This window comes from Varibaculum sp., assembly GCF_008661855.1.
In the GTDB taxonomy this organism is placed as follows: domain Bacteria; phylum Actinomycetota; class Actinomycetes; order Actinomycetales; family Actinomycetaceae; genus Varibaculum; species Varibaculum timonense_A.
Map to the genome: position 1 here is coordinate 22,966 of NZ_RPZY01000035.1, position 19,074 is coordinate 42,039.

Consider the following 19,074-nt stretch of genomic DNA (forward strand, 5'->3'; position numbering starts at 1 on the left):
AACATGATACGAGGGAATATTCAACAGGCTGGTAGGGATATCAATAACTACAACCTGCAAGAGCATACTGACTCTCTTTATCCAGAAGTTAAGGCCACGCCTGTGTGGCGTAGCAACGTCACACAGGCAGCCTTAACCTGGATCAGTTTCTTTATGGGACTTGGATCTTTAGGTTCTTTCATGCCCATTTTTAAAGATGTTCTTGAACTGATTAGTGGGAAAATATCTCCCAGCGTCCTTGACCCAAAAACTTCTGCACCCTGGGTCATCGGTTTTGCTGTGCTCGCGATTCTCGGGGTTTTAACTTGGAGGCTCAGACAAATAACCAAATTGGGGACACGTCATCCGCTTATCTTTAACCTCGCAATTAGCGGTGCGCACAATAAGCTGTCAATCGAGAAGATCTCAGCGGTCTGTCCCATTTGCGGCGGCAAAATGAGATATTTTAATGCCCCCGACGAATGGATTGACTGGTTCTATGCGGATGGGCGAAAGAAGAGAGAAGTTACGAAACGGGTTCCGGCTCTCGAGTGTAGAAGAAATCGAGAGCATTGTTTTCCCCTTGATATAGCGATTGGGTAGCTATTCACAATAGTTGTTATGTAGTTCTTTCAGCTTTCTAGTCATGCACCCAGATTTCTGTATTTGCACCCAAGCTACTTTCTTTGCACCCAGAACCCACCCTGTATCAAAATGAGAGTGAAAGTAACTATGAGAAGTCCGAACGGTGAAAAAGCCTTCGGGCTTTTTCATTAGTGAGGACGACGAAATAGTGCGGAACACGAAGTGTTGCTAGCACGATACGCCCTGGCTAATATCATGTTGGCCAGGGATTTTTCTATTTTCAAACCCTTTACCTGCACATATAGGTTTAACACCCAAATGGGGGTGCGGATTGTTTTTTGGACAGTTTTAGACTACCGGCTGGTAGTGGTGCCTGTATTGTTTTATGGTTAATCCACCGAGGGTGAGTTTGATGCGGTGGTTGTTGTAGAAATTTATGTAGCGTTTAATGGCTGTTTCAAGCTCGTTGGTGCTTTCCATTTGTATCCGTAGTACATTTCATTTTTCATTCGCCCGAAGAAGCCTTCACATGCAGCATTATCGGGTGAGCATCCTTTTTTAGACATTGATTGGTTGATGTCGTGACATCGTAAAAACGCTGCATAATCTCCGCCACGATAGTGAAATCCTCTATCAGAATGAATTATCAACGATTTGTGATCAAAGGGTTCTTGAAGAGCCATATTCATTGAAGCCATTACTATTTCATTACTGGGATGCCCCCGCTAGCCCACCCGACTATCTTGCCGTCAAAACAGTCGATAACAGCTGAAAGATACAGTTTCGATTCCGCTGTGATGAACTCGGTTCTACTGAAATAATCCCTTGCCTCAGCACACCCGGATTACACTCATTGAAAGGCAGATGAAAAGCGGCTCTAATCTCGTGTCTTACCTAGTCACTGACAGGTACTCACGCAACGAGCGCGAAACCGCACACAGTGTTATCTTCTATCAACCCGTTGTATCAACACGTCAATCCAACGTTTGCTGACTTTTCTACTCCGCCGCGCCCTATTTGTTCTGATAGGTAACCTCTAAAGTGGCGCGTGCCAGGCAGTGGAATAGCGCCTGGAAGTTAGCGGCCGCGGCAGACGCGTCCTCATCCAGTTCCAAAGTTTCCGTATCCAGGGCGTGAACAGCAAAAATATAACGGTGCGGACGATCGCCCTTCGGCGGCGCTGCCCCCATATAGGACCAGCCACCTCCATCGTTACGTAAATGGAAAGCTGGTCCGTCAAGCTCTAAGTCACTACTGCCCGCGCCAGTAGGCAGGGAAGTCATCTCCGCCGGAATGTCCGTAATCAGCCAGTGCCAAAACCCCGAAGGAGTAGGGGCATCAGGGTCAAAACAAGTAAGCAGGAAAGACTTGGTTTCTTTAGGGAAACCGCTCCAAGAAAGTTGCGGAGACAGGTTCTCCCCCGCTGCTATCTGCGCGGTCGGCATCTGTCCGCCCGCTGTCATATCAGCAGAAGTCAAAGTAAAAGTAGGAAGCTCCGGCAACGCCTCGTAGGGATCTGGGGCTATCGGTCGAGAGTTTAAATCCATCTTTTCTCCAAACGTCGAAGTTGCAACTCTCTTAAGACTACTGAAATTAGACACTAATAGCTGACAAAACGGATAAAGTACCGAAAAAAATGGCTCAAACCGGCTACTATCAGTAAGAACTCTCCAGAGGACGCAGTAATCGCCCCCCATACCGCCACCTCATCTAATAGACCCCCTGGTCATCTTCAAAACCGTGTCCCCGATTTACCCGTAGCAACTTTTCATTCCCAAAATATCGGGAAGTGAATCAGGAAAGTGTTTTCTGAGTTCTTCCCTTTGTTTACCCTCCTCAAGAAAAACAATAGGATTGAGGGCGTGTTGCATTTGATCTATTTCGAGCCGCGGATTCCGGGAAATACCGGCGCCGCTATTCGGCTTTCTGCCTGCACCGGCACTCTATTACACCTGATAGAACCACTTTGTTTCGACATGGATGACACTAAACTCAAGCGCGCGGGACTGGACTACCACGACCTCGCGCACGTGAAAGTGCACCCTAATTTAGAGGACGCCCTCGCGGAAATACCGGGACAGATTCACGCCTTTACCGGGCATTCTTCTCTTCAGTTTCAAGAGGTTTCTTATGGGGGCGAGGACGGACTGTTATTTGGTCCTGAACCTACCGGTCTCCCGGAAGAGGTTATGAAGCATCCTCGCATAGCTAACCTGGTGCGAATCCCGATGGTTCCGCATTTGCGCTCTTTGAACTTAACAATTTCAGCTAGTATCGGTCTATACGAGGCTCTGCGGCAAAACTCTTATCCGGGATTGGTTTAGAAAAGCTACCTACACCGAGAATTATTTATTTGCTGGACGTAGCGGCGAAGAAACCACCAGCCAGACAATAGTTAAAACACTTAATATCGCGGGCATATAGAAATAGGTTTGTCCCCAGTTGCACAGTAACTGAGCGCATTCTAAGTGAGGCACAGAAAAAACCCACGCAAACAAAACCAACAAGATAATCTCAATCCCGCTGAGCGTCCAGGCTAAAAGCCGCATTCGTCGTCCGTTATGGATAACCGCAACCGAGAGCGTAATCCAGTGCGCAACATTAGCAATCGAAAGCATCGAGAATCCATATCCGGGAGTATTAGCTGCCGGTAGCGTTGAGAACTCGTAAAACAGCGCAACCACAGAGAAAACCACTAGGCACGCCATGAAAATCCGCCCCACTCCCCACGATACGGTACGCGGATCTTTAGGGGACGACTGCGCGGACGTAGATGCTGGCACTATCTCCTCCCTGGTGTTTAGATAGCTATTTTATGATTGTTGGCTTAATACCCAAAGTCTACCCATCGAAGCTGAAAGCAGCATTTTCGGTCCGCTTCCCAACTCCTGCCAACTCCCGCCCCCTAGCACTCTCCCTAATGAGCCCCCTCCCACTCCAAAAAACTCAGCTAGCATTTCCACTTCCACCGCGCCCTCAGCATAGAATTCTCTCCCGTAAATCCCTCAGACCCAGGCAAAACCCTTTTGCCCAAAACCAGCCGCCAAAGCGGCTTCCAGGTGCAGCCGCACAGGTAAAAAGCGAAAACTCGGCGACTTCCTATTGTCATAATCTTCAGAAAGAGCCTTAATCGCCGTGCGTTTAGCGAGTAAAAATGAAAGAATGTGTGCAGGTGTCTAGAATACTATAGGTGCGGTCGCCCATCCTTTTTTGGGGCTACCTGCCTGTATATCTGGACGAGACGCGAGTTTTATCAAGGAGAACATCACAATGACGAGCACCTATGACCTCGTAGTCTTGGGCGCAGGCAGTGGTGGGTACGCTACCGCTTTGCGCGCCTCCCAACTGGGAATGAAAGTCGCCCTAATCGAGGGGGATAAAGTAGGTGGCACCTGCCTACATCGAGGCTGCATCCCCACTAAAGCAATGTTGCACGTGGCAGAAACTGTGGATGCCATCAAAGAAGCCTCTCACCTGGGCATCAATGCTACTTTTAGCGGTGTAGATATGTCTAAAGTCGCGGCCTTCCGCGACAAGACTATTTCCCGTCTACATAAAGGACTTCAAGGACTGGTAAAGTCACGCAAGATTGACTATATCCCAGGTTGGGGACGCCTGGTCAGCGCAAATACCGTCCAGGTTGGCACTGACACCTACCAGGGCAAGAACCTGGTATTGGCTACTGGCTCCTATTCAAAGTCACTGCCGGGACTGGCAATTGAAGGAAGGGTAATTACTTCAGATCAGGCACTGCAACTTGATTGGATTCCTCACAAAGCGATAGTTCTCGGTGGCGGGGTTATCGGAATCGAATTTGCTAGTCTGTGGGCATCTTTGGGGACGGAAGTTACCGTAATTGAGGCGCTTCCGCACTTGGCTAATAACGAGGACGCCGCAGTATCTAAAGGTCTAGAGCGCGCTTTCCGCAGTCGGGGCATTGTTTTTAAGACTGGCACTTTATTTGATTCAGTTACCCAAGACCAGGACGCGGTACAAGTTAGAACCCAGGCAGGAGATACTTTTGATGCGGACTTGTTGCTGGTGGCGGTGGGTCGCGCTCCGCGCACGCGCGATATGGGTTTTGAACAGGTCGGGATTAACCTCGATCGCGGTTTTATCCCGGTTGATGAGCATTTAATGACTAATGTTCCCGGCGTGTATGCGGTAGGCGACATTGTTCCTGGTTTGCAACTGGCGCATCGCGGTTTTGCACAAGGTGTTTTCTTAGCTGAGCATTTGGGCGGTCTTAGCCCGCACCCACTGGTTGAACAAAACATTCCACGGGTTACCTTCTGCGAACCAGAGATTGCTTCGGTTGGTTTAACTCAGGCGCAAGCAGAAGAAAAATTCGGGCAAGAGGGCGTGCAGGTTACCGAATATAATTTGGCTGGTAACGGCAAATCCCAGATTTTGGGAACTGGCGGGATTATTAAAATGGTGGCTCAAAAGGACGGTCCAATCGTTGGTTTCCACGCTCTTGGCAAACGGGTTGGCGAGTTAGTTGGCGAAGGTCAGCTGATGGTCAATTGGGAGGCTTTCCCGGAAGATTTGGCATCGTTGATTCATACTCATCCCACTCAAAACGAAGCAATTGGCGAGGCTGCAATGGCTCTTGCCGGTAAACCCTTACATTCCTAAAGTCCGGAAAGGTTGATAATAATGGCACAAGACATTGAGATGCCCGCTCTGGGCGAATCGGTCACCGAGGGAACGGTTTCTCGCTGGCTAAAGAAAGTTGGCGACCAGGTCGCGGTTGATGAACCTTTACTTGAGGTTTCGACCGATAAAGTTGATTCCGAGGTTCCCTCCCCTATTTCCGGAGTCTTATCCGAGATTTTGGTTGAAGAGGACGAGACGGTAGACGTGGGTACGGTTCTGTGTCGTATCGGGGATGGCTCCGCTATGCCGGAGTCTTCTCCAGTGGATACTTCTGCTAGTTCGTTGCCCGGAGAAACCCCCAGTGCTCCTTCACTTCCGGGTACTTCCTCGGTTCCGCCAGCCCCTAAAGCGCCTGCTGCTCCGGCGGCTCCCCCTGCTCCTAGTTTGCCTGCTAATCTTGCGGATTTGCCGGGTGCCGGGATTCCTTCCTCAATCAAGCGCGAGGGCGACCACCACGTAGTCCAATGGGCATACCCCCAAGCCCACACCGGATACCCCGGAACAATGACCGCCGAAGGACAAAACATCCCCCCATCCACACCGAGCGTATCTCCTATATCCAGTCAGTCTGCACTGCCGGTATCTGCGGCTTCTTCGCTTCCTCCTGCCGCGCCGACCACGCCTAGCGTGCCCGCTGCGCCGAAACCACCGGTATCCACTTCCGGGGCAGCAGAAGAGAAATCTGCGACCGCTCAGCAGGTAAGTTCGGGATATGTCACTCCGATTGTGCGCAAGTTGGCACGAGAAAAGGGCGTAGATATTTCCACTATCCAAGGCAGTGGCGTGGGCGGACGGATTCGGCGCGAAGATGTGCTGGAAGCTGCGACAAAAGAACCGATGTCTTCGCAGCCAGAATCTACTGCCAGCTCTGCGACCCCAATTCCGGTGTCCACTGAACGCGGTAAGACCGAGAAGCTCTCACGTATGCGGCAAACTATCGCTAAGCATATGATGAATTCCTTGGCTTCTACTGCGCAGCTGACCACAGTGGTCGAGGTGGATGTGACCCGAATTGCGAATCTGCGTGCCCATGCGAAAGACGCATTTGAACGCCGGGAGGGTACTAAGCTAACCTTCTTGCCGTTCTTTGTTAAAGCAGCTGTAGAGGCATTAAAGGCACATCCGAAGATTAACTCACGGGTAAATGATGAAACTCAGGAAGTTACCTATTTTGACCACGAGAACGTGGGGATTGCCGTTGATTCCGAGAAAGGTCTGATGGTTCCGGTAATCAAGAACTGTGGTGATTTAACGATTGCGGCTATTGCCCGCAAGATTAATGAATTGGCTGACAAGGTACGTTCCGGCAATATCAGTATTGACGAAATGAGTGGAGGTACTTTCTCAATAACTAATACTGGTTCACGCGGAGCACTCTTTGACACCCCAGTAGTCAATTATCCGGAGGAAGCTATCTTGGGGCTGGGAACGATTGTGCGTCGCCCCAGGGTTGTAAAAGATTCCGAAGGTAATGACACTATTGCGGTACGTTCTTTGTGTTATCTTGCTCTGTCCTATGACCATCGCTTGATTGATGGTGCAGATGCGGCTCGTTATCTATCCACGGTCAAGAATCGCCTGGAAGAGGGAGATTTTGCCGCGGAAGTCGGGATGTAATCTCTAACTAACCTAATTAGTTAAATACCTTGTAATCGTTGTGTGGCTTCAACAAAAGTTTAAGCCACACAACTTGTTACATTCCAAACACGTCGGCGGGACGCTTAGTTACCTGCTGGAAAATCAGTCGAGCTTGACTGTTCTGATGGCGTGTCCAAATCCAGGACTGGACTAATACAGAATCAAAATAGATAACCTGAGCAGTGTGCGGACCGAGTTCCCTTACCTCAATTTCGGAGGGAGAGGGAGGGTCTTCAGCTAGTAAAGCAGCTGCCTCAGTCCTAGAAATAGGCTCCCCCAACTCTCCTATGGATATGAAATCAGGGTGCATCATTTCCCAAATATGCACCCGGTCAGCACTGGAGCAATACTTTTGGAAACGTAAATCCTCGTCTCTAACTACCTGGGTAATAGGTCGCAGATTAGAGGCAGCTCCCCTGGCAGCTGAGCCTAAACCTCCCACGCCAGATGGACCGGGACTTTGGGAGTTCACAAAATCATTTATCCGCTGTTCCGACTGGTATTTTCGAGGAAATTCGGTCACATTATCTGGAAGCGAATCATTGATTCCCACACTTGAACCTAGTTTGGGGGTCAAGTGCTCTATTTTCTTTCCCCTGTCTTTGCGGGTAACCTTTTCGCCAATACCTCCGACCGGTTTTCCCACGCCTTGATCGCGATAGCTATAAACAGTTTCCCGAGCATAAACATGCGCTTGTCTCAGCAAGTCGTGTTCATCAACATTAATGCGTTTAGCTTCCACTTCCCGCGAGTCTAAATTTGCATCGATACCGCGAATCAGGGACAAATCTGCCAGCGGCATTCCGTCAAGTTTCGCCCAGCCATTATTACGCCACTGATGCCGCCAGGTCTGGAGCACGGATGCCACATATTCTAGGGAGGTTAAAACCAGTAGTGGCTCTTGGTCTCCGCGGGTTCTACGCACATATGAAAAGAGCGCCCGAAATTGTGCCTGTGCCATAGATACGGAATCTTCAACATATCCGCACGCCCAATTGTCTTGGTCAATCACCCACGACCAACCTACAAGGTTAGCGTCAGCAAGCACATAGGCATCTATCGCAACCGTTAATTTCACGTAATTATCTTGTCATATTTATTTGTTGCTTGCTTACTTATCCGGTTTTGTGACTCTAAGTTGTGGGTCACTATTGCAATCGACCTGCCAGCAACTGACGGGTTTGCCCCGCTAACACTACCGATCCGAAAACCACGACTCCTACCGTGTCAGCAGGCAGGTCGCCCTCTTCAGTTAAAGCTACTGCCTGGTCAATAGCATCCAGAAGATTCGGGGCAGCGAAAGTTTGTTCCACTCCAAACACTTCGCTAGCAATTTTGCCCAGTTCTGCCCCTTCCATTGCCCGCTCCCCCTCCATCGGAGTGGTTACAATCGCATCGAGCAGCGGCTCCATTTCTGCCAGAATTCCCTCCACGTTTTTATCAGCCATAGCAGAAAAAACGCCTACAACTTTTTGGAATCCAAACGCGTCCTCAATCCCAGATCGCAACGCCGCTGCCCCTGCCGGATTATGGGCGGCATCCACAATAATGGTGGGAGAAGCGGCGAGTACCTCTAAACGTCCTGGAGAACTCGCGGTATGTAAACCGGTTTCTAGCACCTGTTCAGATAGGGGTTTACCAGCTCCCAGAGCCTCCACTGCCGCGATTGCTAACGCCGCGTTCTCGGCTTGATGATGTCCAAAGAGCGGTAGATATAAATCCTGGTAGGTAGCTGCCGGGGTGGACACAGTAAACATCTGTCCCCCAACTGCCATTTTTTGCTCGCTAATCTTGATGTCTTGCCCCAGTAGGCGTAGGTTCGCATCTTTTTGTCTGCAAACTTCCCTAATAACTGCTAGCGCCTGCGGGTCTTGGTAACCGCAAATAACGGTTGCGCCAGGGCGAATAATCCCAGCTTTTTCCCTGGCGATTTCGGCTAGGGTATGTCCTAACCATTGTTCATGGTCAAAGGAAATAGGACAGATTACCTGTACTGGCGATTCCAAAACATTCGTAGAATCCCATCTGCCCCCCATACCGACTTCGATTACTCCTACCTCAATGGGAGCCGCCGCGAAAGCCTGAAATGCGAGCGCGGTCAGGTACTCGAAGAACGATAGGCGACCTTGACCTAGCTTCTCCCCCTCTTTATCGGCAAGAGCAATAATTGCTTCTACGTCCCTATTGGCTTCTAAAAATGCCTGCGCACTGATAGGTTCACCATCTATAGAGATACGTTCGCGCACACTTACCAGGTGGGGGGAGGTAAATCGCCCTACCCGCAGTCCACTGGCTCGCAGCAGACTATCCGCTATCCGCGCGGTAGAGGTTTTCCCGTTAGTACCGGCAATATGCAAGCTGGAATAGGAAAGCTGGGGATTAGCGAGATAATCGAGGGCACGCTCAATGCGAGCCTTGGTCGGCGAAATGTTATGTTCGGGACGCCGAGTGAGGATTTGACTATAGATTTCGGCTACTTGAAAATCTGTTCTCAAAGTTTCATCCGATTTTGATGAGGACGAGGGCGCACTAGCCACTCTGCCCGATTCCTCGCTATCTACAGCGAAGGTATCATTCGGCGCGGTTTGTGTCCCGGAGTCCTCGTCCTCATCAATAACCGATTCGATAGCATCGGGAATCTCTATCCCACCTGCCGCTAGAACTTCGCGTAGACGAGTTAAGTCTGGCTCAGCAGTCGAGATGTCACTGACCGGTAACTCAATCTGTTCTTTGCGGTCTGCTTCCTGTAGGTAGGGCAGCAGTTCCGGGTCAATTTGCCCGTGAGCGCCTTTCGCCTCTTTAGCGATTTGTGCATACGGATTGAGTTCTGGCTCTAGGTGACCTTGAGTGTTCAAAGATTTCTCCCGATTATTTCCGTTAGTTTTCTATCGGATGTACCGCCGTAATCTCGATTTTTACCTCTTTTCCTGGGGATTGCTCGATTTGAAGCTGCGTGGCGAGCACTTCGTGGCTAATCATATCGGCATAGTTCTTGGTGGCTAAAAGGTGTGCTTCGGGCAGATACAAAGTTAGCTCAATCCGGTCAGAAACGTGCAAATCTTGAGTTTTGCGCTCATCTTGGATTGCACGCACTAAGTCGCGAGCATAACCTTCGGTTTCCAATTCGGCGGTAATCTCGGTGTCAAGAACCACCACTGCCCCGCTGCTCAGTACAGTAGCTACTTGTCCCTCCTCGACCTCGACCGAAGTGGACAGGGAGAATTGTTCGCCGCTGAGGGTAACTGCTTGCCCGTCTACCAGCACTTCGGGGAAAACTACCGTGTCAGCTACTTCTTGCCATTGCCCGGTCTTTCCCGCTTTGAACAGTTCAGAGGTGGCTTTGCGGATTTGGGGGGTGAATGCTTTCGGGTTGAGTTTCAGTTGCCGTTGCAGCTGCAAACCAGATTCGCTAGATGCTAGTAACTCTACCTGTTTGACGTTTACTTCCCCAGCTATGAGGTCAGTGAAATCTGCTAGCTTGGCTGCGGAATCATCAACGATTGTTAATGATTTCAGGGGTTGCCGTACCCGCAGTCCGTGAGTTTTTCGGAGAGAATGAGCAGCCGACACTGCGCTGCGTACCATGTCCATTGCGGATACTAGCTCGGGGGCATCAACGGTCTCAGGAATCTGGGGCCAGTCACCTAGGTGCACGGACTCTCCCCCGGTTAATCCCCGCCAGATTTCTTCACTGACCAGTGGAGCTAAGGGAGCCATCACTCGCATTAGCATTTCTAGGCTGGTGTAGAGGGTGTCGTAAGCTGCGTCCTCTTCATTCCAGAACCGTTCCCGTGAGGTACGAACATACCAGTTGGTCATCATATCTAGATGCTCGCTGATGGCTTCGCACGCCCCGGCTAAATCATAGGAATCTAATAGGGCGCGTACCTGGTTAGCTAGCCGTCCGGTGCGTGCCAGCAGGTAGCGATCCATCACATTTAGTTTGCTCAGTTGTTCTTTATCGCTCAGCTCGATTGGTTTAGCTAAATATCCTGCCCCTTTATTGCAGGTTCCGGCATATAGGGCGAAGAAATAGTAGATATTCCACAGGGGCAAAATCACGTGGCGCACGGTATCGCGAATCGCGTCCTCTTTTACGACCAGATTCCCCCCGCGCACCACGGGGGAAGCCATTAAGAACCAGCGCATCGCATCTGAACCATATTGTTCAAATACCCCATTAACATCGGGATAGTTGCGTAGGGATTTACTCATTTTACGACCGTCATCTCCCAGCACAATCCCGTGGGATACGCAGGAACGGAAAGCGGGACGATCAAACAGGGCGGTGGCTAAAACGTGTAGCACATAGAACCAGCCGCGGGTTTGCCCGATATATTCGACGATAAAATCGCCGGGGTAATGGTTTTCAAACCAGTCTTGATTCTCGAAGGGATAATGCACCTGGGCATAGGGCATGGATCCGGAATCGAACCAGCAGTCCAGTACGTCGGGGATTCTCCGCATCATGGATTTACCGGTGGGATCATCCGGGTTAGGGCGCACTAAAGTGTCTATAAAGGGGCGATGCAGATCTTTAACTTCTACCCCGAAATCTTTTTCTAGCTGCTCAAATGAACCATATACATCTACCCTAGGATAGGCGGGGTCATCTGATTTCCAAACCGGGATGGGGCTTCCCCAATAGCGGTTACGCGAAATCGACCAGTCCCGGGCTCCCTCTAGCCATTTACCGAACTGTCCATCTTTAATGTGGGATGGTACCCAGTCGATTTCTTGGTTTAGCTGCACCATTCTCTCGCGGAAGGCGCTTACTTTTACGAACCAGGAGGATACTGCCCGGTAGATTAGGGGTTTGCGGCAACGCCAACAGTGAGGGTAAGAGTGGTTATAGGATTGTTGGCGCACCAGTACTGCCCGTTTTTCTTTCGGGGTACGTGCGAGCGGCCCGGAGTCTTCTTCATGGGCGCGCCGCAAATCCAAAATTATGGGTTTGTTGGCTTCAAAAACTTGCATTCCGGCATAGTCTGGTACCTGTTCGGTGAGCAGACCGGCTTCATCTACCGGGACTACCGCTTTAATTCCGGCTTCGACACATACGTTCATATCGTCCTCGCCGAATGCGGGAGCGATATGTACTAGCCCGGTTCCGTCCTCGGTAGATACAAAGTCTGCCCCAATAATGTGGAAGGCTTGAGGTCCGGGTGTATCTGCGTCGCAGTTGGAGAAATAGTCAAAGATTGGGGTATAGGCTCGTCCTACCAGTTCTGAGCCTTTCAGGGTTTGCAGAACTTTCGGGTTTTCCCCTAGTTCTTTAGCATAGTTTGCGGCTAGTGCGGCGGCGATTACTACTTTTTGTCCCGCCAAAGGAGATTCAACGTCTGCTTCTACTTGTACTACTTGGTATTCAATATCTGGGCCGACCGCGATTGCCAGGTTGGAGGGCAAAGTCCAGGGGGTGGTTGTCCAGATTAATGCGAGTTCCCCGCTTTCTAAACGTAACCCCACCGTAACGGTGTTGTCTTGACGGTCTTGATAGACATCGTCATCCATTTTCAGTTCATGGTTTGACAGGGGGGTTTGATCATTCCAGCAGTAAGGAAGAACCCGGTATCCCTCGTAGGCTAGTCCTTTGTCATAGAGGGTTTTGAATGCCCAAATTACCGATTCCATATAGGAAGGGTCGAGGGTTTTATAGTCATTTTCGAAATCTACCCAACGTGCCTGGCGGGTTACGTATTCTTCCCATTCTTTGGTGTAGCGCAGCACCGAGTCGCGGCATTCTTGGTTGAAGCGTGCGATTCCTACCCCATCTGGACCTTCAATCTGGGATTTATCGTCAATACCCAGGATGCGTTCTGCTTCCAGTTCGGCAGGCAATCCGTGGGTGTCCCAACCAAAACGACGCTCTACCCGTCGCCCTTGCATCGTCTGATAGCGCCCTACCACGTCTTTTACGTAACCGGTTAGGAGATGTCCGTAGTGAGGTAATCCGTTTGCAAATGGTGGGCCGTCATAGAATACGAATTCGTTAGAGCCGGCTTCACCTGCTTGCCTTTGCTTAACTGACTTGCGGAAAGTGTCTGTCTTTTCCCAATGTCCCAGGGTTTCTTGTTCCATTTGGGGGAAGGACGGATTGGCGGGGACGTCGCCATCTTTGTGCCGAGGATAGTAGCCCACGTTTAACCTCACCTGTTTAGAGTCGTTACTGTCAGTGCCGGGACGAAGGCTTTTCAGCCTCGCGGTACCACCCCGCTTTACCCAAAAATGTGGGCCTCATTAACTGCTGTTACGGGCTTACCCGTCTGGTTCTACTGTCCCATAGGTGGGGGTTCTTCCAGCGGCTCCTCGGTGATTGCCGATTCAATGCCTTTATGTAAAGCATATCCGGTTTGGCGTTCTCATTAAATTTTGTCCGCGATAGACTCTAAGCAGTTAATAAATCTCACTTTTTGGAGGACGGATGGTCAAGTTAGGGGTTATTGGGGTTGGTTCCATGGGAGGTGCGATTATTCGCGGTCTTCTTTCTTCAGGGCAACTGGCTCCTGGCGAAATTTTAGCTTTTAACCGCAGCCGCGAGCGATTGCGTTCCCTTGAAGCAGAGTTTTCCTTGCCGGTAGCTCCTAATGCCCATAGGGTTGCGCAGGAAGCAGAATACCTATTACTGGGGGTAAAACCTTATGGGATTGCTCCACTACTAGCTGATTTGGCTGATTCTTTAGTCCATAAACCGGTGGTGATTTCGATAGCGGCCGGAACCCCAATAGCCAAGATTGAAGAACATCTGCCGGAAAAAACCCCACTTGTGCGGGTGATGCCTAATGTTAATGCCCAGATTGGACAGTCTATGTCTGGGATTGCTGCCAACCAGTACGTGAGTGCACAAGCTTTGAGTGAGGTACGCGCCATGTTTGAATCTATTGGGAAAACCGCCCTGGTAGCAGAAGAACACTTTGCAATTTTTTCGGCTCTCGCGGGCTGTTCACCAGCTTGGGTGTACCGGTTTATTGATTCTCTCGCTCAGGCAGGGGTCGCTGAGGGACTTAAGAAAGAGGAAGCAACCCGGATAGTTGCGCAGGCAGTAGCGGGTTCGGCATTGAATGTCCTTGAGAATCTATCTCCGGGGTTAAATCCTCAAGGTTTGATAGATCAGGTCTGTTCTCCGGGGGGAACTACGGTGGCGGGACTGTTAGCGATGGAAGATGCGGGTTTTTCTCCGGCAGCTCGCTCGGCGGTGTTTGCCGCTGTTAAACGCGATAAAGACTTATCGGGCAGCTAGTGCCACCGTGACTTTACTAAGGTAGAATAAGGAGCAGAACTGTAAACGTGAGCCAGTCTCAGCTACCAACAGATAACGGGAGGGAAAGATGGCTACCCCCGAGCATGAGGATAATCTCGCAATGAGTGTTTATATTGTTGATTACCACTACGATTCAGAAAAGCTTTCGTTAAAATGCCAAACCCGCCCGCAGCACCGCGCATTTATGCGTCATTTGAACGCTTTAGGAACTGTGCTTTCTACCGGTAGAACTGCTGATTTACCGGATAAGGGTTCAATGACAATTATGTTGGCACGCACCCCGGAAGAGGCTAAAGAGGTTTTACATGATGACCCCTATATTCAAGCTGGCATAGTTAAGAGTATTACGGTGCGAGAATGGCAGCCAGTAATCGGAACTTTCGCTGACGAATAACCCGTTTTGGGGCCGAAGCCAAATAGTTTTCTTACCTATATATTTTTGCCCGCTGGGTTTGCGCAAAATAAGCAAACCCAGCGGGCAAAACATTTTAAGCCCCTACTTTATGGTTAGGTGATTATTCATCGTCCTCGGGATCGTAATCAACCCCAGCCTCTTTGCGCTGTTCATCCGTGATTGGTGCCGGAGCGTCGGTTAGCGGGTCATAGCCACCACCAGACTTGGGGAAAGCGATTACGTCACGAATCGAATCTGCGTGAGTCATTAGAGCCACGATACGATCCCATCCGAATGCAATCCCCCCGTGGGGAGGTGCGCCATATTTGAAAGCGTTCAGCAAGAAACCAAACTTTTCTTGCGCCTGTTCGCTGGACAAGCCCATCACCTTAAAGATACGTTCTTGCACGTCCCGGCGGTGAATACGGATAGACCCGCCACCGATTTCATTACCGTTAAGCACAATATCGTAAGCATAGGCGAGGGCGCTGCCCGGGTCGTCCTCGAAATGGTCTAGCCACTCCGGTTTAGGGGAAGTAAAGGCGTGATGCACCGCTGTCCAAGCCGATGCCCCTAAAGCCACGTCCCCTTCAGCTTTAGCAGCTGCGGAGGGTTTAAATAGGGGCGCATCAACCACCCACACGAACTTCCACTCATTCGGATCTAACAAATCGCAGCGACTTCCGATTTCTAGACGTGCTGCCCCAAGTAGGGCGCGCGCTTCATCGGTTTTACCAGCAGCGAAGAAAATACAGTCCCCCGGGTTAGCTCCCGTAGCTTCCCGCAGCCCGTCTCGTTCAGCATCGGTGAGATTTTTTGCTACCGGTCCCGATAAGGTTCCATCGGTTTCAACTTTTACATAGGCAAGACCTTTGCCTCCGCGCGAACGCGCCCAGTCTTGCCATTTGTCGAAAGTACGCCGTGGTTGTGCAGCCCCACCGGGCATAACCACTGCCCCCACGTATTCGGCGCTGGCAAAGACTTTGAAGGGAGTGTCCTGGAAGTATTCAGTTAAGTCAGTCAGTTCTAGGCCGAAACGCAAATCCGGTTTATCCGTACCAAAACGGGCCATCGCATCGGCATAGCTCATATGGGGAATCGGGGTTTCAATCTGCACATCGATTAGTGCAAACACCGCTTTTAATACTTGCTCCGCCACTTCGATTACGTCCTCTTGACGCACGAAACTCATTTCCACGTCCAGCTGGGTAAACTCAGGCTGACGATCAGCTCTAAAGTCCTCGTCTCGATAGCAGCGGGCAATCTGATAGTAACGTTCCATTCCGGCAACCATCAACAGCTGTTTGAAAAGCTGGGGAGATTGCGGCAAAGCATACCAAGAGCCCGGGTTTAAGCGGGCGGGAACTAGGAAGTCACGCGCGCCCTCGGGAGTAGAGCGAGTCAAGGTGGGGGTTTCGATTTCTACGAAACCTAAGGAATCTAGCACGTCCCGAGTAACTTTCGACACTTTTGAACGCAAGCGGATACGCCGCTGCATATCGCAGCGACGTAAATCTAGGTAACGGTATTTCAAACGGGCATCTTCGCCCACTTTCCCGGAATCTTCGGCATGTACCGAAACTTGGAAAGGTAACGCCGCTGCCGGGTTTAATACCTCGACTTCATCAGCGTAAACTTCGATTTCACCGGTAGGTAAATCCGGGTTTTCATTTCCCTCGGGGCGAATATGAACCTTGCCTACTATCCGCAAAACGTATTCATTACGCAGTTCGTGGGCTACTTCCTCGTCATGGATAACCACCTGAGCCAGACCGGAAGCATCCCGCAAATCAATGAAGCAGACTCCCCCATGGTCACGGCGGCGATCTAACCACCCCGCTAGTTCAACAGTTTGTCCCACGTGTTCACGGTTTAGAGTTCCCGCATCATGCGTTCTGAGCACATTTGTTCCTTTCTTTACTGTCCCACTGTTCTTTTAAGAAAACCCAGCAGGTAACTTTCACTGCTCTCAAGTCTACCGCGCTAGACCGGCTCTTCCAGATTTCATTTCCTGCATATTTGTCGAGGTGTTGCGATTCACTGACCAGGGCTTTCTGCTTGCCCACTCTCTCCGGTAACGTTGAGAGCGAGATAAAAACTATAGACAGGTTATATATGACTGATTTTAAGGGTCACCCCACCGAAGACACCGCCGATTCTTTATCCACCGAAACTGAAGGCATTGCCAGCAAGGATGAGTCAATCGCTCAGGAAGCTTTTTTCGCCAGCTTAGATTTGCCAAAAACTATTTTGAAAACTTTGGAGAGCTTGGGTTTCGCCCACCCTACTCCGATTCAACAAAAAGCTATTCCTCCTCTGCTCTCCGGTAGGGACGTGGTGGGGATTGCTCAAACCGGAACCGGGAAGACAGCCGCCTTTGGTCTGCCTATTTTAGCTACTTGCAAGGCAAAGAAGCCACTGGTTCAAGCCTTAATTTTGGCTCCTACCCGGGAATTGGCTGCCCAGTCTGCCAATGCGATTACCGATTTTGCGAAGGGCATGAACCTGGGGGTAGTCGCCGTCTATGGCGGCGCTTCCTATACTCCGCAGATTGCGGCGTTGCGCGAAGGAGCCCAAATCGTGGTGGGCACGCCGGGACGGGTCATGGATTTAATGGAACGTGGCGAGCTCGATTTGTCTGCGCTTAGGTTTTTTGTTTTAGATGAAGCAGATGAAATGCTGCGGATGGGCTTTGCCGAGGACGTTGATACTATTGCTACCAGCGCTAACCGTGAGGCGGTCAGGGCACTATTTTCGGCAACGATGCCGCCCGCGATTAAACGGATTGCGCAGCGTCATTTAACAGATCCGGTAGAGATTGCGATTGCCCCCCAATCCTCTACTGTGGATACAGTTGATCAGACTTATGCAGTGGTGCCCTTTAAGTTTAAGTCTGAGGCTTTAGGCAGGGTCTTGGCTCTGAGCGAATCTGATGCCACTATCGTGTTTGTGCGTACCCGCATAGATGCCGAACAGGTGGGCGCAGAACTGTTGAAGGCTGGTTTTCTAGCTGCCGCGATTAGTGGGGACGTTCCGCAAAAGGAGCGGGAAAACATTGTTGAGCGTTTACGACGGGGCGATTTAGATGTGTTGGTGGCTACCGATGTGGCTGCTCGCGGTCTAGATGTTGATCGTATCGGACTGGTGGTTAATTATGATGTGCCGCGGGAGGCAGAAGCCTATGTGCACCGGATTGGACGTACGGGGCGCGCCGGGCGGGAGGGCACTTCCCTTACTTTCTTTACTCCGCGGGAAAAGCGTCTCCTAGCTTTAATTGAGGATTTGACTGGGCAAAAAATGAGGGAGGTTTTTATTCCCTCCCCTACCCAAGTACGCCTCTCGCGCGCTGAGCGCCTTATTTCCCAGGTCACCCCGCGTCTAAATAAGGGGGAAATGGATGTTTATTTTGACGCTATCCAGGATTTAATGACCTCTACCGGGCTTGATATTGGGGATGTGGCCGCTGGTTTATTGGCTTTGGCTTGTGGAGATACCGGCCCGGAAAAACAGCATCTTGGTTTTAAGGTGCGCTACGAAGAAAAGGTTGATGAACTAGGGCGCTTTGTTTCCGCCTGTTTTGAGGAAGGACGAGGGGGCGATTGCGCTAGAAAAGGCTCGAAGAAACCGGTTTCTGGTAAGGGGAAATCGCGTCCTCATTTTAAGGCTGGTAGTGGTTGTCGTTACCGGATTGAGGTTGGTCGCCGAGACCGGGTGAAACCGGGTTCGATTGTGGGAGCGATTACTGGCGAGAGTGGTTTGGCGGGTAAAGATGTGGGGCATATTGATATTTTGCCCAGTTTCTCTTTGGTCGAGTTTGAGCGTCCTTTGTCTGCGGCGGCGCTACGTAAAATTAGTAATGCCCGGATTGCCGGCCGTCGTTTACGTATTCGCAAGGACGAAGGACCGCGTAAACGCGGTTAATATATCTTCAAGGTTTTAGGACGGCGGCGAGGATAACTAGCTTAATCTTGCTGCGATTATTTAGAGACCTTGATTGGTTTAGACGGTTTTACGGTAAAGCCGCGCTGAAACCCATTTCTCTGAGCTGATTTAGCGTGAATCCTGAAAAATTTCACCAATGTTGGGTTTCGTTATATTTATTGGGTTTCCTGGCGGGATAATACATCCCTGCATGAGTACCGGAACTATTCCGACCCTCAGGTGTTGATAGCTCGTTACAATCGAACCCATGCTAGACAACTAGCACCCACATAAGGAGCGGGACAAAACCTGGGACGTTTCAGATGCTTCAATTCTCTCAAAAAATCAAAAACTTAGGAACATAACCTGGGATGCTTCATGGGATAACGCCATCGACCACGACCCTAAATACCAAGACGGATCCCTACGCATCCGCAAAGGCTGGGCAGGTCACTAAACCACCCCGACACGCCCGGCAAAAGACACATATTTGGTGGTGTGGGGTGTTTGGGTTGGTTGTTTCGGGTTATTGCCCGGATGGGGGTTGTTTTTTGGTGTGTATATGTGAGGAGACCAAACCCTTTAGGGGGGTTTGGTCTCCTGTTTAGTGGGGTTGCGGTGGTTTCTTACTCTCCCG

At 50.5% G+C, this 19,074-nt stretch carries 15 protein-coding genes; 7 read left to right on the top strand and 8 right to left on the bottom strand.

Features of this window, described 5'->3' with window-relative positions; genetic code table 11:
• The first annotated feature begins 3 nt into the window (after nt 1–3).
• Complete coding sequence (locus QZT94_RS04600; protein WP_296773220.1) at nt 4–582, top strand: hypothetical protein; 579 nt, start codon at nt 4–6, stop codon at nt 580–582.
• A gap of 330 nt (nt 583–912) precedes the next feature.
• Here the strand turns inward: QZT94_RS04600 and QZT94_RS08925 are convergent, their stop codons facing one another.
• The 3 genes from QZT94_RS08925 to QZT94_RS04610 form a co-directional block, all read right to left on the bottom strand.
• On the bottom strand, nt 913–1,044 hold the full coding sequence (locus tag QZT94_RS08925; RefSeq protein ID WP_079985867.1) for an IS3 family transposase: 132 nt from the start codon (nt 1,042–1,044) through the stop codon (nt 913–915).
• On the bottom strand, nt 999–1,262 hold the full coding sequence (locus QZT94_RS04605; RefSeq protein WP_270627206.1) for a hypothetical protein: 264 nt from the start codon (nt 1,260–1,262) through the stop codon (nt 999–1,001). Before QZT94_RS04605 ends, QZT94_RS08925 begins: the two co-directional genes overlap by 46 nt.
• A 315-nt stretch (nt 1,263–1,577) precedes the next feature.
• A complete protein-coding gene (locus QZT94_RS04610) occupies nt 1,578–2,111 on the bottom strand; it encodes a YbhB/YbcL family Raf kinase inhibitor-like protein (RefSeq protein ID WP_072509774.1) in 534 nt (177 codons plus the stop codon).
• A gap of 315 nt (nt 2,112–2,426) precedes the next feature.
• Here QZT94_RS04610 and QZT94_RS04615 point away from each other — a divergent pair, with 315 nt between their 5' ends.
• The gene (locus tag QZT94_RS04615) at nt 2,427–2,888 is read left to right on the top strand and encodes a tRNA (cytidine(34)-2'-O)-methyltransferase (RefSeq protein WP_072509855.1); all 462 of its coding nucleotides are present in this window, start codon (nt 2,427–2,429) and stop codon (nt 2,886–2,888) included.
• 21 nt (nt 2,889–2,909) lie between these two features.
• Here the strand turns inward: QZT94_RS04615 and QZT94_RS04620 are convergent, their stop codons facing one another.
• Nucleotides 2,910–3,347, bottom strand: coding sequence for a hypothetical protein (locus QZT94_RS04620; protein ID WP_072509775.1), 438 nt, complete (start codon nt 3,345–3,347; stop codon nt 2,910–2,912).
• A gap of 487 nt (nt 3,348–3,834) precedes the next feature.
• On the opposite strand from QZT94_RS04620, the gene lpdA reads away from it, so the two are divergent.
• Together lpdA and sucB are read left to right on the top strand one after the other, a co-directional pair.
• Nucleotides 3,835–5,202, top strand: a complete 1,368-nt coding sequence (lpdA, locus tag QZT94_RS04625; protein WP_296762226.1) for a dihydrolipoyl dehydrogenase — start codon at nt 3,835–3,837, stop codon at nt 5,200–5,202.
• Between the two features lie 21 nt (nt 5,203–5,223).
• Nucleotides 5,224–6,840, top strand: a complete 1,617-nt coding sequence (gene sucB / locus QZT94_RS04630) for a 2-oxoglutarate dehydrogenase, E2 component, dihydrolipoamide succinyltransferase (protein ID WP_296773221.1) — start codon at nt 5,224–5,226, stop codon at nt 6,838–6,840.
• A gap of 76 nt (nt 6,841–6,916) precedes the next feature.
• Here sucB and QZT94_RS04635 read toward each other — a convergent pair whose 3' ends face one another.
• From QZT94_RS04635 to ileS, 3 genes are all read right to left on the bottom strand, one after another.
• The gene (locus tag QZT94_RS04635; protein WP_072509779.1) at nt 6,917–7,939 is read right to left on the bottom strand and encodes a hypothetical protein; all 1,023 of its coding nucleotides are present in this window, start codon (nt 7,937–7,939) and stop codon (nt 6,917–6,919) included.
• 70 nt (nt 7,940–8,009) lie between these two features.
• The gene (locus QZT94_RS04640; RefSeq protein WP_296762220.1) at nt 8,010–9,716 is read right to left on the bottom strand and encodes a Mur ligase family protein; all 1,707 of its coding nucleotides are present in this window, start codon (nt 9,714–9,716) and stop codon (nt 8,010–8,012) included.
• Between the two features lie 22 nt (nt 9,717–9,738).
• Nucleotides 9,739–13,002 carry an isoleucine--tRNA ligase gene (gene ileS / locus QZT94_RS04645; RefSeq protein WP_296762218.1) on the bottom strand — a complete coding sequence of 1,088 codons (3,264 nt, stop codon included), beginning with the start codon at nt 13,000–13,002 and terminating at the stop codon, nt 9,739–9,741.
• Between the two features lie 283 nt (nt 13,003–13,285).
• Here ileS and proC point away from each other — a divergent pair, with 283 nt between their 5' ends.
• Nucleotides 13,286–14,101 (top strand): pyrroline-5-carboxylate reductase, encoded by an 816-nt coding sequence (gene proC, locus QZT94_RS04650; RefSeq protein WP_296762216.1) that lies wholly within the window; start codon nt 13,286–13,288, stop codon nt 14,099–14,101.
• Between the two features lie 88 nt (nt 14,102–14,189).
• Nucleotides 14,190–14,516 (top strand): YciI family protein, encoded by a 327-nt coding sequence (locus QZT94_RS04655; protein WP_072509782.1) that lies wholly within the window; start codon nt 14,190–14,192, stop codon nt 14,514–14,516.
• Between the two features lie 121 nt (nt 14,517–14,637).
• On the opposite strand, the gene aspS is transcribed toward QZT94_RS04655, so the two are convergent.
• Complete coding sequence (aspS, locus tag QZT94_RS04660; RefSeq protein WP_296762213.1) at nt 14,638–16,419, bottom strand: aspartate--tRNA ligase; 1,782 nt, start codon at nt 16,417–16,419, stop codon at nt 14,638–14,640.
• 212 nt (nt 16,420–16,631) lie between these two features.
• On the opposite strand from aspS, the gene QZT94_RS04665 reads away from it, so the two are divergent.
• On the top strand, nt 16,632–18,437 hold the full coding sequence (locus QZT94_RS04665; RefSeq protein WP_296762211.1) for a DEAD/DEAH box helicase: 1,806 nt from the start codon (nt 16,632–16,634) through the stop codon (nt 18,435–18,437).
• The last annotated feature ends 637 nt before the right edge of the window (nt 18,438–19,074 follow it).

What these genes read in the sequence shown, in the direction of transcription:
- QZT94_RS04600 (WP_296773220.1), top strand. Translation starts at nt 4, where the DNA reads ATGATACGAGGGAATATTCAACAGGCTGGTAGGGATATCAATAACTAC.
- QZT94_RS08925 (WP_079985867.1), bottom strand. Translation starts at nt 1,044, where the DNA reads ATGGAAAGCACCAACGAGCTTGAAACAGCCATTAAACGCTACATAAAT.
- QZT94_RS04605 (WP_270627206.1), bottom strand. Translation starts at nt 1,262, where the DNA reads ATGGCTTCAATGAATATGGCTCTTCAAGAACCCTTTGATCACAAATCG.
- QZT94_RS04610 (WP_072509774.1), bottom strand. Translation starts at nt 2,111, where the DNA reads ATGGATTTAAACTCTCGACCGATAGCCCCAGATCCCTACGAGGCGTTG.
- lpdA (WP_296762226.1), top strand. Translation starts at nt 3,835, where the DNA reads ATGACGAGCACCTATGACCTCGTAGTCTTGGGCGCAGGCAGTGGTGGG.
- sucB (WP_296773221.1), top strand. Translation starts at nt 5,224, where the DNA reads ATGGCACAAGACATTGAGATGCCCGCTCTGGGCGAATCGGTCACCGAG.
- proC (WP_296762216.1), top strand. Translation starts at nt 13,286, where the DNA reads ATGGTCAAGTTAGGGGTTATTGGGGTTGGTTCCATGGGAGGTGCGATT.
- QZT94_RS04655 (WP_072509782.1), top strand. Translation starts at nt 14,190, where the DNA reads ATGGCTACCCCCGAGCATGAGGATAATCTCGCAATGAGTGTTTATATT.
- QZT94_RS04665 (WP_296762211.1), top strand. Translation starts at nt 16,632, where the DNA reads ATGACTGATTTTAAGGGTCACCCCACCGAAGACACCGCCGATTCTTTA.